This is a genomic window from Rhodococcus sp. IEGM 1379 (genome assembly GCF_030056815.1).
GTDB lineage: Bacteria > Actinomycetota > Actinomycetes > Mycobacteriales > Mycobacteriaceae > Rhodococcus_F.
The window spans coordinates 1-13,613 of the sequence record NZ_JASHKR010000105.1; the positions used below are offsets into that span (position 1 = coordinate 1).

A 13,613-nucleotide genomic window follows, 5' to 3' on the forward strand; every position below is an offset into this window, starting at 1 on the left:
CCTCATGCGACAAACCGGGCCGGTGGACTGTTAGTGTTCTGCCACACATGGTGTCTACGTGGCCCCATACGACCTGCACAGCTCATATCGTGCAAGTTCCCGAACCTCAAAACTACTAACGGGTAGGAGTCACAGCATGGCGGAACGCTCAGGGCCGAGCCGGATACTTCCTTGCATTCTGGTGGGCCTCGGCGCCTTCCTCTTGGCCATCGCCGTCCTCATTCCTACTTACATGGTAGGAAAGCTGGAGAAGACGCCACTCGACCTCGAGGTGACCACCATTGCCACGGGCAACGGCAGCGTCCTCAACTCGGCGGCACTGCTCGCCGGTAAGGCACAGGTCGACAAGAACGTACCGATCGTCGCTCAGCGCTACGTCACGACGCAGGATCCTTCCAACGCCGACGACATCACGGTCCAAGCCGGCCAGACGGTCATCCGCACCGACAAGCAGGGCGACAGCGGACTTTTGACTGCATCCGTTGACACGGTCACGCTCGATCGCGTCAGCTCCATGCCGACCAACGACCCGGCCGGAACGATTCAGACCGACCCCGGTCAGCCTGCACAGGAACTTTCCCGCGACGGATTGCAGTACAAGTTCCCGTTCAACACGGAGAAGAAGACCTACCCGTACTTCGACCTCAATGCTCGCGCCACTCAGGACATCGACTTCGTCGAAGAGACCGAGATCAACGGCATGAAGGTCTACCACTTCACGCAGACGGTCGAACCTGTCGATCTGTCGAAGGTCGTCAACTCCCCCACGAACAAGCTGACGCTGCCTGCCGACACCTGGGGCGTACCGGGCGGCGAAACCCCCATCACGATGACGCGTTGGTACACCAACGTCCGTGACCTGTGGGTCGAGCCCAAGACTGGCGTCATCGTCAAGGGCCAGGAGCAGCTGCATCAGTACTACGGCCGCAACAAGAACTCGGTCGACGTCGACGTCCTGAACGTCACGCTTCCCTTCGACGAAGCAACCATCGAGTACCAGATCGGGCAGGCCAAGGACGGCATGGATCTGCTCAACCTCGTCGGTCGTACCGTTCCGATCATCGCCGGCATCCTCGGCGCAATCGCACTGATCGCCGGTATCTTCCTCGGTGTGCGCGGCGGCAAGGGTGGAACCCCGGCGCCAGCGCATGGTGGCGGCAACCCGGCTCCGAGCGGACAGCGTCCCGCCAGCCCCGCTCCCGGCGAGCACGACTGGACCACCGACGACACTCAGGTGATCCCGCGTCCGGATCTTCGCAAGGACTGAGAGTTTCGCCAGTGAAGCTGGCACCCGTTGTATGAAGTAGGCACCCCTTCCACGCACGTCGGAAGGGGTGCCTACTTGTTGTAGAGGGTGCTAGCTCGCGCTCACACTCGCACGATCGGCACTCCGTACCGCTGCTGTCGCCACGGCAACCGCTGTCACCGACGCGACTACCACCGCAGTCCCGATCAACTCTCCCGGCGTCTCGGCCCACACCAGCATCACGGTGCCTTCGACGACAAGCCCGATCCACGCCAGTACGGCAACCCTCGTGCGTTCCGACGCGATTGCCGCGAGCAGAGCGCACTGCAACACCGCCAGCACCGCACCGTGCAGGGCGAAGGCCCACAGCATCGACGCCACGGGCGCGTAATCGTCGCCCACGAGCACCGGCACCAACGGACCTGCGATTGCCGCGCCCAGCACCAGAGTTGCGCCGACTCCGACGAGCACGGCCAGCGCAGTCCGCACAGCGCGGGCCGACTGCGCTGGATTTGCCATCTTCGGATACAGGACGACGCCGACCGCTTGTGGCAGCCAGAACGCCGCTTTGGTTGCCACCGCGCCCAGGGCGTAGATACCGGCGTCGTATTCGCTCAGGACCACACGGACGATCAGCAGGTCCAGCGACGACAACGCGATCAGCGCAAGTTGGACCTGCGAGGCCGCGAGCACGGACGTAACACCGATACGGACAGGCTGATGCTCACTCTGCACTGCGGTTCGGTCGAGAATCCGAACTACCGCCACTAACAATGCCGTTCCGGCCGCACCGGCGACCAGCGCCCCGGAGGCTGTACCACCGAAGGCCAGAACTAACACTGCCGGAACAACTTTCATTACTCCGGCGCCCGCAAGCACGGCGCTGAGTGCACCGAACCGGCCGCGCCCCTGCAACAATCCCTGTTCCGTAGCCAGCAACACCAGCATCGGAGCTGTCACCAAAGCCGAAAACGCTGCCACAATTCCGGTATCGAGAAGCCAGGCCATCGCGGGAGTGAGCACCACGGCAAGAACGGCAACGATTGCCGCGCATCGATAACCCAACGACCGCAAGGCTTCTGCACTCTTGCCTCGTACGGCCTCACGGGCGACCACTGTCTGCAACGCCAAGGCCGGGACTGCCAGGACCAACTGCGCGGCCAGGAGACTTGCGAATTCGCCGTACCCGGCAGGGCCCAACCATCTACTCGCCAACCACGCAAGCAGGTACGCAGCCACATTCGCAGTCATGGAACCGGCCATCACCATGCTGACCCCTGCTGCAGCAGAACGGTCGAGGGGTTGGCGCGCCATGCGACCAATGATGCACCACGTATCGTGCGCGTCATGACAGTGCAGCCGAAACGCGACAGCTTCGTAGCGGCGGTGTACAGCTTGGCACTGTCGGCCTTGATCCTCGGGCCACTGTTCGGCTCCGGCTACCTTCTGCTGCGCGACGCCGTCAGCACCCCACGGTCGTACCTCACGGACTCCGCTCTCGGACTCACCGACGCAGCCGCACGTGCTGTGCCTCAAGACGCTCTCATTGCGGCACTGAGCACAGTCGTCGACGGCGGATTGGTAGTGAAAGCCCTGTTGTTCGCCGCACTCTGGCTGGCTGGTTGGGGCGCGGCACGCATGGTCGCGGTACTCCTACCGACAGCTGGACTGGGACCACAGTTGGTGGCGTCGACAGTCATATTATGGAACCCGTACGTCGCCGAGCGTCTGCTGCAAGGACATTGGAGCCTGCTGGCGGGTTACGGCGCGTTGCCGTGGATCGTGTGCGCCGGCATCGGGGTACGACGGGAGATTCCCGGTTCCTGGTGGGCACTGGCAGCAGCTTTGGCGTTTGCCGGTCTGACGCCTACCGGCGCACTCCTGGGATTGACGACGGCAGTGGTGGTGGTTGCCTCACCCGGCGGGCAATCACCGGTGCTGCGACGCCTGAGCGGGGTGGGCGCGCTCTTTCTGATCGCGGCGTCGCCGTGGCTGACTGCAACACTTCTGTCCGAAAGCGTCGGCGACGGCTCCGACCCTGCCGGGGTGGCAGCGTTCGCCGCCCGCGCGGAACCCGGACTCGGAACACTGGGCAGCCTCGCCGGGTTGGGTGGCGTCTGGAATTCGGCTGCGGTTCCGGCCACGCGCGCAACACTCTTCGCCCTGGTCGGGACCGTTCTGCTCCTGATCCTGGTGCTCAGCGGCATCCCGGCGCTGTGGCGGCGGCGTCGTAATCCGGTTATTGCCGCTCTGGGACTCCTGGCCCTCGCCGCCGTGCTCGTTCCGGCTTTGGGGGCGACGCCGTGGGGACTCGATGTGGGCCGCTGGTCTGTCGAATCCTTTTCGGGCGCAGGACTGCTCCGAGACTCACAGAAGTGGGTGGCTCTGGCAGCGCCCTTCTACGCATTGTCCGCAGCTGCCGCCGTGATGTGGGCGCAACAGCGCTTTCCCCTGCCCAGACCGTCGTGGTCGATCGCTGCCGTAGTCGTCACGATCCTGGCACTGCCCGATCTGGTCTGGGGCGTCGGCGGGGCACTGAAACCTGTGACCTACCCACAGTCCTGGACCACCGTATCCGAGCAGTTGAAAGGCGAGCAGTTGAAAGGCGGGCAACTGAGAGCCGAATCCGGTGATGTGGCAGTACTTCCCGCCGGGATGTTCCGCGCCTTCACGTACAGCGGAGACGCTCCGGTTCTCGATCCGGCGCCGCGCTTCCTCCCCCTCGACGTCCCGCAAACAGGGCGACTGATAGTCGCCGGTGGAACTGTCGGTGGAGAAGGAACTCGCGCCGGCCAGGTCGAGAATCTCTTGCTTTCCGGCGGCGGAAGCGCCGAGTTGGCTGCACTCGGCATCGGATGGGTAGTGGTGGAACGGGATACACCAGGCCAATTCGACGAGTCTTCACTGCACGATCTGGAGAAGGTCTTCGCCGACAACTATCTGGAACTTTATCGAGTACCCGGAGATATTGCCGTGCACCAAGCTTCGAGCATCGCGCGCGCCTCCGTCATCATCGCCCACCTGGCCTGGGTTCTGATGGGGATAGTTGCACTGCTGTCAATCGGATTGCACAAGAAAAGAATTCGACTCGCGCGGCGCAACCAAACCTGAGACCCTTTTCCCGTCCACCGTGGCGGTCAATACTTCGAACACCCCGGTTCCGGTTTGCTCCCAAGAGAATTCGCCGGACCATACCCGTGCCTTCTCACCGAGAAGCGTTCGAAGTTCGTGATCGCGCAATAGAATTCCGGCTGCCTCGGTCAGTTCTGCCACGTCGGCGTCACCGACGCTTTCGCCGCCCACCAGAAGGCCGGTCACCCCGTCGACGATCGAATCCGTCAAACCTTTGGAACTGCGATATCCAATGGTCGGCGCACCGTGCTGCGCAGCCTCGATGACAGCCAACCCCCATCCTTCTTTACGCGAAGGCATGAGGTGAATCCACGACTGCGCCAACAGTTCATGCTTGCGCGCCTCGTCGACATGTCCGTAGAACGTCACCGCGTCGTCGATACCCAACTCGGCAGCACGATCACGCAGGTTCTGCTCCCACCAGCCGCCGCCGATGACGTCGAGATGGACATCCGGAACCGAAGGTCGTAGTACTGCAACAGCTTCGAGCGCATCCTCGATCTGCTTGTGCGGCACCAGACGCGAGAGCACCGACATGGTCGGGCGAGATGCCCGGGTGATCGAACCACCCGCGTCGACGCCCATCGGAAGACGATCAGCCCCGTTGCGTACCACGGCAATTCGACTGCGATCCACGCCCAGATCCGCCAACTCTTCGGCCGAAGGCAGTGACACGGTCAGATACTGACTGCTCCGGTGCGTCCGCGGAGACAACCGGGATTCCACCCACCAGCCGATCCGGCCGACGAATTTGCCGGCAACCGGCCACTGTTCGCGATGGCAGTGATGAACCAGCAGAGTGACCGGTGCGCCGGTCACCATCTTCGAGAAGAAAGGGATCCCGTTCTGCGTGTCGATGACAGCGTCGGGACGAATGCCTTTGAGCGAACCGAACCCGAGTCGACCGGCAGCAATCGCGACCAGTGCCCGCGGATACACGCTGAAGCGTCCACCGGAACGACTGATGGTGATGCCGTCGCGGTTCTCGGACGCCGGAGCACCGGGATACGACGCCGTCCGCAACGTCACCTGGATTCCGCGCGCGGCCAACTGGGTTCCGACCTGCTCGAGGTACCGCTCACTTCCGCCGCCTTGCGGGTGCCCGGTGTCGCGCCAACAGAGCAACAGAACCTCACGCACGTGCGTTACTCCTACGAGTTCGTACTTGTGACCGCAGCGGGTGCGTGTGGTCTTGCGGGGGATGCCCACCATGACCGGTTGGTAACCCTGCGAAACACCCTAACTGTTTCTGCGTCCGCATTGCCTCGCTCAGTGGACACTGGAATCGACGGTATTCGTGGACTGAGCGCACCAGTCGCTAAAGTTGCTTTCCGTGACCAAGCCCGCAGTGACCCGCATTTTCGGCCGACGGGCAACCCTCAAACGATCCGTCGGCTTGCTCAGCGACTTCCGTCATGAGCAAAGCGCACCCGATATCTTCTACGGCGCACTGGCCCGCGACTCGGTCGAATTGATCTCGGACCTGCACGAAGGTCACACCGGTCAGTCCTTGGACGGGTTGACGGTTCTCGATGTCGGCGGCGGTCCCGGCTACTTCGCGGAGGTATTCCAAGCCGCCGGCGCCCGCTACATTCCCGTCGAACCCGATCCGTCGGAGATGCACGCAGCCGGCTTGACCGTCGGCGGCGCTGTTCGCGGATCCGGCCTGGCACTGCCGTTTCTGGACTCGTCCGTGGACATCTGTTTTTCGTCGAATGTGGCCGAACACGTCAGTGCCCCCTGGTTGATGGCCGAGGAAATGTTGCGCGTCACCAAACCCGGCGGGCTGATGGTCCTCTCGTACACCCTGTGGTGGGGGCCGTTCGGTGGCCACGAGACTGGACCCTGGCACGCCTTCGGCGGTGAATATGCGGCCCGGCGCTATCTCCGCACCACCGGCCGCGAACCCAAGAACAGATTCGGCACGTCATTGTTCAAAGTCGGTGCCACCGACGGATTACGCTGGGCCCGTGGAACACACCGAGGCGAACTACTCGCCGCAATCCCCCGCTATCACCCGTCGTGGGCTTGGTGGATGGTCCGTGTTCCGGGCCTTCGGGAGTTCCTGGTGAGCAACCTCGTCGTGGTTCTCGAAAAGAAATAACGTGCGCCTCGCACTCGATATCGGTGGCACCAAGATGGCTGCCGGCGTCGTACGGGAGGACGGAAGAGTCCCCGAGGTCGAGACCGTGCCAACTCCCGACACCGACACCTGGGCTACCTGCGCAGCGCTATTGCGGAGAGTTGCCAACGGTAGAAAAGTCGACGCTGTCGGGATCGCCTGCGCCGGCCCGGTCGACACCGTCGGCGGCCGCGTAGCGCCCATTAACATCAGCGAGTGGGCCCGAGGGTTCCCGCTGGTCGAAGCCATCGAAGCGCTTTTTCCCGGTGCCCGAACCGCTCTTGCGATGGACGGTGCCGCTGCCGCGCTGGCCGAGCATCATCACGGCGCTGGACGCGGAACCCCGAACTTGCTGAGCCTGGTCGTCTCGACCGGTATCGGCGGAGGGGTGGTTCTGGGCGGAAAAATCGCCTCCGGTCGCACCGGCAATGCCGGTCACATCGGGCACCTCGTAGTTCCAGGCTCAGACGAATCGTGCACTTGCGGGGGCGTCGGCTGCCTCGAGACTGTCGCGAGCGGTCCGTCGGCCGTTCGGTGGGCAAGAACTCGGGGGTGGACCGGCAGCACCGGACTCGATCTTGCCGAGGACGCGCAAGGAGGCTATCCCGTAGCGACCGCCGCGCTTGAGCGAGCGGGCCACGCCTTGGGGATTGCGATCGCGTCTGCCGCGGCCCTGCTGGATGTGAACCTTGCCGTCCTGGGCGGCGGGTTCTCCCAGGCCGGCCCACCGCTGTGGGTCCCGCTCCTCGAATCGGCTGCCCGACATGCCCGATTGTCATTCGTCTCCGACCTGAGCATCGTGCCCGCTCAACTCGGGACTGCCGGAACTCTGACGGGCGCCGGACTTCTGTCCCTCGACGTCGACATCTGACACGCGTTCCTTCTCGACAAATCTGCAGCAAGTCCCGGTAAACAGGTGCCACTTGTTCACAATTTCTGTAACGTGTTTTAGTGTTCTGACTCACAACATTGCAGACTTGGCACGCGACACCTACGGGAAGGAGGTGACCATGAGCTCCGACGTCTCCTCGGCCAATGATGCCGAACATCACGCTCAGGTTGCCCGACCTAGTGATTCCCAGCGAAACACCGAGGACTTGCGCGAGCGACTCGAACGATGGATGGCCGGCAAAGTCCCGGCCGGATCCGTCGTCACCGTCGCCGACGTCACCCTTCCTTCGGCCAACGGCATGTCCAGCGAAACGATCCTGTTCGACGCCACTTGGGACGGGGAGCACCACCCGCTCGTTGCCCGCGTCGCACCGGCCCAGAGCACGATGCCGGTATTTCCTACCTACGACCTCGAATCCCAGTTCCGCACGATGGCGCAGGTACGGGAGCATTCCGACGTCCCCGTTCCGTCCGTCTACTGGTCCGAATCCGATTCCGAGGCGCTCGGTGCGCCGTTCTTCGTGATGGAGCGGATCACCGGTCAGGTTCCGCCTGACGTCATGCCGTACAACTTCGGTTCGTGGGTTTCCGAGGCGACACCAGCGCAACGCCGGACACTTCAGGACAAGTCCGTAGACCTGCTCGCCCAACTGCACGGCATCGAGAAGCCGCTGCAGCGATTCGACTTTCTACAACTCCCGGGCTCGGGTCCGACTGCCCGAGAAGCATTCTCCGCACACATCGCCGATCAACGAAGCTTCTACGAGTGGACGGTTGCCGACGGAGTCCGTTCTCCGCTGATCGAACGGTGCTTGGACTGGATCGAAGCCAACAACCCGGCTGACGACTCCCCGGCCGTCCTGTGTTGGGGCGATTCCCGCATCGGCAACGTCATGTATCAGGACTTCGAACCCGTCGCCGTACTCGACTGGGAGATGGCCACGCTGGGGCCCCGCGAGATGGACCTGGCGTGGATGGTGTTTCTACACCGGTTCTTCGAAGACATCGCCGGCCTCGCCAATCTGCCCGGGCTACCCGACTTCCTTCGTATCCAGGACGTCGCCACAACCTACGCCGAACTCACCGGATACACCCCCGCCGACCTGAAGTACTACGTCACCTACGCAGCCTTGCGACACGCCACGGTGATGTATCGGATCCAAGCCCGCGCCATTGCTTTCGGCCAAGCCGAGACACCTGCCGATCCGGACGACATGATCATGCACAGGGCGTCCCTCACCGCGATGCTCGACGGCACCTACTGGGAGAGGCTGAACTGAACATGTTGTCACCGATGGACGATTTCCCCATTCACCAGATCGCCGAGCCTGTCCGCCACGTCGCCACCTCGGACCGAAACTTCTACGACCGTTACTACTTCAACTGTTACCCCACCGATGATCGGGAAACATTTCTCATCGTCGGACTGGGCCAGTACCCCAATCTCGGTGTCATGGATGCCTTTGCGGTTTTGCGTCACGGTGAGCACCACATCGTGGCCCGCATGTCGAAGGCTCTCGGGGCCGACCGCACCGACACCACCGTCGGACCACTGCGCATCGAAGTACTCGAAGGCCTGCAGAAACTCCGCGTCGTGCTCGAACCTGGTGAGGAATACGCTCTCTCCTTCGATATCACCTTCGACGCCACCATACCGGCAGCCTTGGAGCCCAAGCACTTTCGACGCCAACTTGAACGCGTCACGTTCGACACGTCCCGATTCCTGCAAACCGGAACCTGGACGGGGCAACTCACCGTCGACGGCGAAGAGATTCCCGTCGACCCGACAATCTGGCGCGGAAACCGCGACCGTTCCTGGGGCGTGCGTCCCGTCGGCGAAGCAGAACCTGCCGGCCGACGCGCTGTCGACGGGATCCAGAACTTCTTCTGGATCTATGGCGTCATGCAGTTCGACGAGTTCACGATCTCCGTCATCATGCAGGAAGACGAGCAGGGCCGACGCATTGTCGAGGAAGCGATGCGTGTGTGGCCCGACAAAGACCGTGAACCCGAATGGCTCGGCCGCCCCGAACACGTACTGACCTTCTGCCCCGCCACCCGCGACGTCACCGGTGCCACCATCACCTTCCACCGCCCAGGTGGTGAGATATTGACCGTCGACTGTGAACTGTTGCTGCCCAACTACATCGGCATCGGCACCGGCTACGGACTCGAGCAAGACTGGCGCCACGGCATGTGGCAAGGCGAACTGGTGGTCCAAGGCCTGCGACACAAGGTCCACGAATTCGAACCACTACAACGCATGTTCTCCCCCGTAGACAACCTCAGCAAGTTCCATCTCACCGAGGGTGATCAAACCTTCGACGGCACCGGACTTTTCGAAGTCGCTGCCATCGGACCCCACGAGCGTTACGGCTTCACCAGTTTCACCGATACGGCCCCAGAGCCTGCGGCCGACAACACCGAGGAATGAATTGATGACTGACTACGACAAGCTCTACATCGGCGGAGCGTGGGTGGCACCGTCCACCGACCAGGTTCTCGAAGTGTTCTCCCCGGCAACGGAAGAGCGCGTCGGCAGCTGTCCCGTTGCTGCCCCCGCAGACATCGACGCAGCAATCTCCGCTGCCCGCAACGCTTTCGACAACGGCCCGTGGGGCAAGACCACACCCTCCGAGCGCGGTGCGATCCTCGCCAAGGCCGCCAAGCTCATCGAAGAGCGCAGCGCCGATATCAACCAGCTCATCTCCGACGAGATGGGCCAGCCGCCCTCGATGGTCGGCATGATGCAGCAGACCCCGTCCTTGGCAACGCTCGGCTTCTACTCCGAACTCGCCGACAAGTTCGCGTGGGAAGAGAAGCGCACCGGCCTCTTCGGGCAGACCAAGGTCACCCGTGAGCCCGTCGGCGTCGTCGCGGCTGTTCTCGCCTGGAATGTTCCGCTGTTCCTTGCGATCAACAAGCTCGCTCCCGCTCTGCTCGCAGGCTGCGCCGTCCTGCTCAAGCCCGCGCCCGAGTCCCCACTCTCCGTCCACGTCATCGCCGAGATCTTCACCGAGGCAGGCGTTCCCGAAGGCATCATCTCTGTGCTTCCCGGCGGCGCCGAGACCGGCGAATACCTGGTCTCGCACTCCGACATCGACAAGATCACCTTCACCGGTTCCAGTGCCATCGGCCGCAAGATCGGTGCCATCGCCGCGCAGAACCTCAAGCGTTGCTCCCTCGAACTCGGTGGCAAGTCCGCCGCGATCATCCTCGAGGACGCCGACATCGCTGCGGGCATGCCGATGCTCGTCATGTCCGGCCTGATGAACACCGGCCAGGCTTGCGTCGCACAGACCCGAATCCTCGCTCCCCGTTCACGTTACGACGAGGTCATCGAGGGAATGAAGACCGCTGCCGGATACATGACCGTCGGAGATCCTTCCGATCCGGCATCGCAGTTGGGTCCGCTGATCTCCGAGAAGCAGCGTGAGCGCGTCGAGGCATACATCGCCAAGGGCAAGGAAGAGGGCGCACGCGTCGTACTCGGTGGTGGACGTCCCGCCGGCCTGGACAAGGGCTGGTACGTCGAGCCCACCATCTTCGCTGACGTCGACAACTCCATGACCATCGCCCGTGAAGAGATCTTCGGACCCGTCCTCTCGGTGATTCCGTACGACTCCGAGGACGAGGCCATCAAAATCGCCAACGACTCCGACTACGGCCTCGCCGGTTCCGTCTGGACCACCGACATCGAGCACGGCCTCGAAGTTGCCGCGCAGATTCGCACCGGTACCTACGCGATCAACTGGTACGCCTTCGATCCCGGATCACCGTTCGGTGGTTACAAGAACTCCGGTATCGGACGCGAGAACGGACCTGAGGGCCTCGAAGCCTTCTGCGAGACCAAGTCCGTGCTCATGCCCCCCGGCTACGTGGGCTGATCTTGACTTGAGCTAGCACCCTTTGTGCACAGTGAGCACCCCTTCCCGCAAGACGGAAGGGGTGCTCACTTCATGAAAAGAGTGCTCGCTTACAGCAATTGCTAAGTTCCGCCCGGTACCGTCGATATCGAATCCGTCGTCTGACAGAAGGACAATCCATATGCTCACCAATGCAATCAACGCCTTCCTTGCAATCTGGGGCAGCGCCTCCATCGGCAGCAGCGGGTACCAGATCCCGCCAGGCACCCTCCCCTTCGGTTCCTGACTCCCAGCGTCCCCGCACAAAACCGTCGCCACCCGCCTAGCCTGAGGATCGTGAGCACCGATACCGATGCGAAAGCGTCCGGCGACGAAAGCACCACCACCGTCGTACTGGCTTTTGCCGCAAACGCTCTGATCGCCGCGGCAAAAACAGCTGCCGCGATCATCACCGGATCAGCGTCGATGGTCGCCGAGGCCACCCACTCGTGGGCCGATACCGGCAACGAGGTGCTGCTCCTCATCGCCAACAAGCGATCGAAGCGAGTCCCGGACCGCGAACATCCACTCGGATACGGCCGCGAGGCCTACATCTGGTCGATGTTCGCGGCCCTCGGACTCTTCGCCCTCGGCGCCGGAGTGTCGATCACCCACGGAATCCAGGAACTGTTCAATTCCGAACCGGCCACCGACTTCGGTGTTGCCTACGCAGTTCTCGGGGTCTCGTTCATCCTCGAAGGCATCTCGTTCCGACAGGCATACAGACAACTTCGCAGTGAAGCCACAGCAGTCAATCGCGACGTACTTGTCCAGGCCCTCAACACTTCCGATCCCACGACCCGGGCCGTGTTCGCCGAAGATGCTGCGGCACTGATCGGTTTGATCATCGCATTTGTCGGCGTCCTGCTCCACCAGATCACCGGCTCACCGATTCCCGACGCCCTCGGATCCATCTGCGTCGGCATCCTTCTCGGTGTGATCGCGGTTATCCTGATCGACCGCAATCGCCGGTTCCTGGTTGGCGAAGAAGCATCGCCGACGCTCCGCGCCGCCGGCATCGAAGCACTCACCGCGCTTCCCGACATCAACCGAATCACGTTCCTGCGCATGGAATACCTTGGTCCGCGGCAGGTGTACCTGGTTGCCAGTGTCGACCTGGTCGGCGACTACGCAGAATCGCGAGTCGCCCACACCTTGCGAGAACTCGAGCACACACTCGAGCACAGTCCGCGCGTCGTACGGGCGATCCTGACGCTTTCGACGCCTGAAGAACCGTCCATCGTGGCCTGAGCTAGCACCCTCTGCGCACAGTGAGCACCCCTTCCCGCACGGCGGAAGGGGTGCTCACTTCGCGAAAGGGGTGCTCATTCCCCAATTGTCGAGCCTGCCGCGAGCCTGAACATCCAATGCCCCGGATACTCTCGATTGATGCGCGCACTAGTCGTCGTCCTGGCGGTTCTCGGATTTGTCGTCGGAGGAATTCCCTTGCTGGCCGTTCTGATCGACGCAATGACCAGTTCGGACCAGACAATCGTGTACCAGGGAGGATACGCACCGCTAACTGGTGTGCAGATGAGTCAGGATTACGAATCGTCGCTGAACCTCTACTTCGATTCTCGATCCAATGCGTCGAGAAATTGGTTCCTACTTGCCAGTTTCCCGTTCCTCGGAGCAGCATTGGGCGCTCTCACTGCCGTACTGCTGGGCCGTCGAGGATGGCACCTGACGAGAGCCTGAACAGACGCCAGTGGCCGCCCCACCGTCGAAACGAAGGGGCGGCCACCGACAAACAAGTTCAGATATACATCGCCGGATCGATGTAGCTGTTCGGATCCACCAACTTCTCCGTGGTGGTGCGCGGACGCGCCACTGCGGGAATTCCGGTTGCAATGGAATCTGCCGGAACATCGCGTGTCACAACGGCATTGGCGCCGATAGCGCTGCCTTCACCGATGACGACGGGGCCGAGGATCTTGGCACCCGCACCGACGGTGACGCGGTCTTCGAGCGTCGGGTGACGCTTGACCTGCTCGAGTGAACGACCACCGAGGGTGACCCCGTGATAGAGCATGACGTCGTTGCCGACCTCAGCGGTTTCCCCGATCACGACGCCCATGCCGTGGTCGATGAAGAACCGTCGGCCGATGGTGGCGCCGGGGTGAATCTCGATGCCGGTGGCAAACCGTGTCAGCTGCGACAGCACCCGGGCCGGACCGCGCAGTGCGGGCACCGCCCACATCCTGTGCGCAACTCGATGCGACCAGATGGCATGCAGCCCTGAGTAAACGAGCGCGTTCTCCGCGTTGCTGCGCGCGGCAGGATCCTGACCGCGCGCAGCCTGCAGGTCCTCGCGAAT

The 13,613-nt window shown here is 62.8% G+C and carries 12 protein-coding genes; 9 read left to right on the forward strand and 3 right to left on the reverse strand.

The window, feature by feature from the left end:
• Positions 1 to 136 precede the first annotated feature (136 nt).
• Positions 137 to 1,267, forward strand: a complete 1,131-nt coding sequence (gene pgfA / locus QM600_RS26820; RefSeq protein ID WP_283264810.1) for a cell envelope lipid trafficking protein PgfA — start codon at positions 137 to 139, stop codon at positions 1,265 to 1,267.
• Positions 1,268 to 1,357: 90 nt separating this feature from the next.
• Here the strand turns inward: pgfA and QM600_RS26825 are convergent, their stop codons facing one another.
• Positions 1,358 to 2,560, reverse strand: a complete 1,203-nt coding sequence (locus tag QM600_RS26825; protein ID WP_283264811.1) for a lipopolysaccharide biosynthesis protein — start codon at positions 2,558 to 2,560, stop codon at positions 1,358 to 1,360.
• A 33-nt stretch (positions 2,561 to 2,593) separates the two neighbouring features.
• Between QM600_RS26825 and QM600_RS26830 the strand changes: the two genes are divergently transcribed.
• Positions 2,594 to 4,357, forward strand: a complete 1,764-nt coding sequence (locus QM600_RS26830) for an MmpA family trehalose lipid delivery protein (RefSeq protein WP_283264812.1) — start codon at positions 2,594 to 2,596, stop codon at positions 4,355 to 4,357.
• Here the strand turns inward: QM600_RS26830 and QM600_RS26835 are convergent.
• A complete protein-coding gene (locus QM600_RS26835; RefSeq protein ID WP_283264820.1) occupies positions 4,304 to 5,518 on the reverse strand; it encodes a glycosyltransferase family 4 protein in 1,215 nt (404 codons plus the stop codon). The genes QM600_RS26830 and QM600_RS26835 overlap by 54 nt on opposite strands.
• A gap of 193 nt (positions 5,519 to 5,711) precedes the next feature.
• Here QM600_RS26835 and QM600_RS26840 point away from each other — a divergent pair, with 193 nt between their 5' ends.
• The 7 genes from QM600_RS26840 to QM600_RS26870 all read left to right on the forward strand — a co-directional run bounded on the left by QM600_RS26840 (position 5,712) and on the right by QM600_RS26870 (position 12,994).
• Positions 5,712 to 6,482: a class I SAM-dependent methyltransferase gene (locus QM600_RS26840; protein ID WP_283264813.1), complete on the forward strand. Its 771-nt coding sequence runs from the start codon at positions 5,712 to 5,714 to the stop codon at positions 6,480 to 6,482.
• A 1-nt stretch (position 6,483) separates the two neighbouring features.
• A complete protein-coding gene (locus QM600_RS26845; protein WP_283264814.1) occupies positions 6,484 to 7,371 on the forward strand; it encodes an ROK family protein in 888 nt (295 codons plus the stop codon).
• A gap of 139 nt (positions 7,372 to 7,510) precedes the next feature.
• Positions 7,511 to 8,671 (forward strand): phosphotransferase family protein, encoded by a 1,161-nt coding sequence (locus tag QM600_RS26850; RefSeq protein ID WP_283264815.1) that lies wholly within the window; start codon positions 7,511 to 7,513, stop codon positions 8,669 to 8,671.
• 2 nt (positions 8,672 to 8,673) lie between these two features.
• Complete coding sequence (locus QM600_RS26855; RefSeq protein ID WP_283264816.1) at positions 8,674 to 9,825, forward strand: Rv3169 family protein; 1,152 nt, start codon at positions 8,674 to 8,676, stop codon at positions 9,823 to 9,825.
• A gap of 4 nt (positions 9,826 to 9,829) precedes the next feature.
• A complete protein-coding gene (locus tag QM600_RS26860; RefSeq protein ID WP_283264817.1) occupies positions 9,830 to 11,278 on the forward strand; it encodes an aldehyde dehydrogenase in 1,449 nt (482 codons plus the stop codon).
• Positions 11,279 to 11,593: 315 nt separating this feature from the next.
• Positions 11,594 to 12,547 carry a cation diffusion facilitator family transporter gene (locus QM600_RS26865; protein WP_349307293.1) on the forward strand — a complete coding sequence of 318 codons (954 nt, stop codon included), beginning with the start codon at positions 11,594 to 11,596 and terminating at the stop codon, positions 12,545 to 12,547.
• Between the two features lie 138 nt (positions 12,548 to 12,685).
• On the forward strand, positions 12,686 to 12,994 hold the full coding sequence (locus tag QM600_RS26870; RefSeq protein ID WP_283264818.1) for a hypothetical protein: 309 nt from the start codon (positions 12,686 to 12,688) through the stop codon (positions 12,992 to 12,994).
• A 58-nt stretch (positions 12,995 to 13,052) separates the two neighbouring features.
• Here the strand turns inward: QM600_RS26870 and epsC are convergent.
• On the reverse strand, positions 13,053 to 13,613 hold a 561-nt coding region (gene epsC / locus QM600_RS26875), incomplete at its 5' end, for a serine O-acetyltransferase EpsC (RefSeq protein ID WP_283264819.1).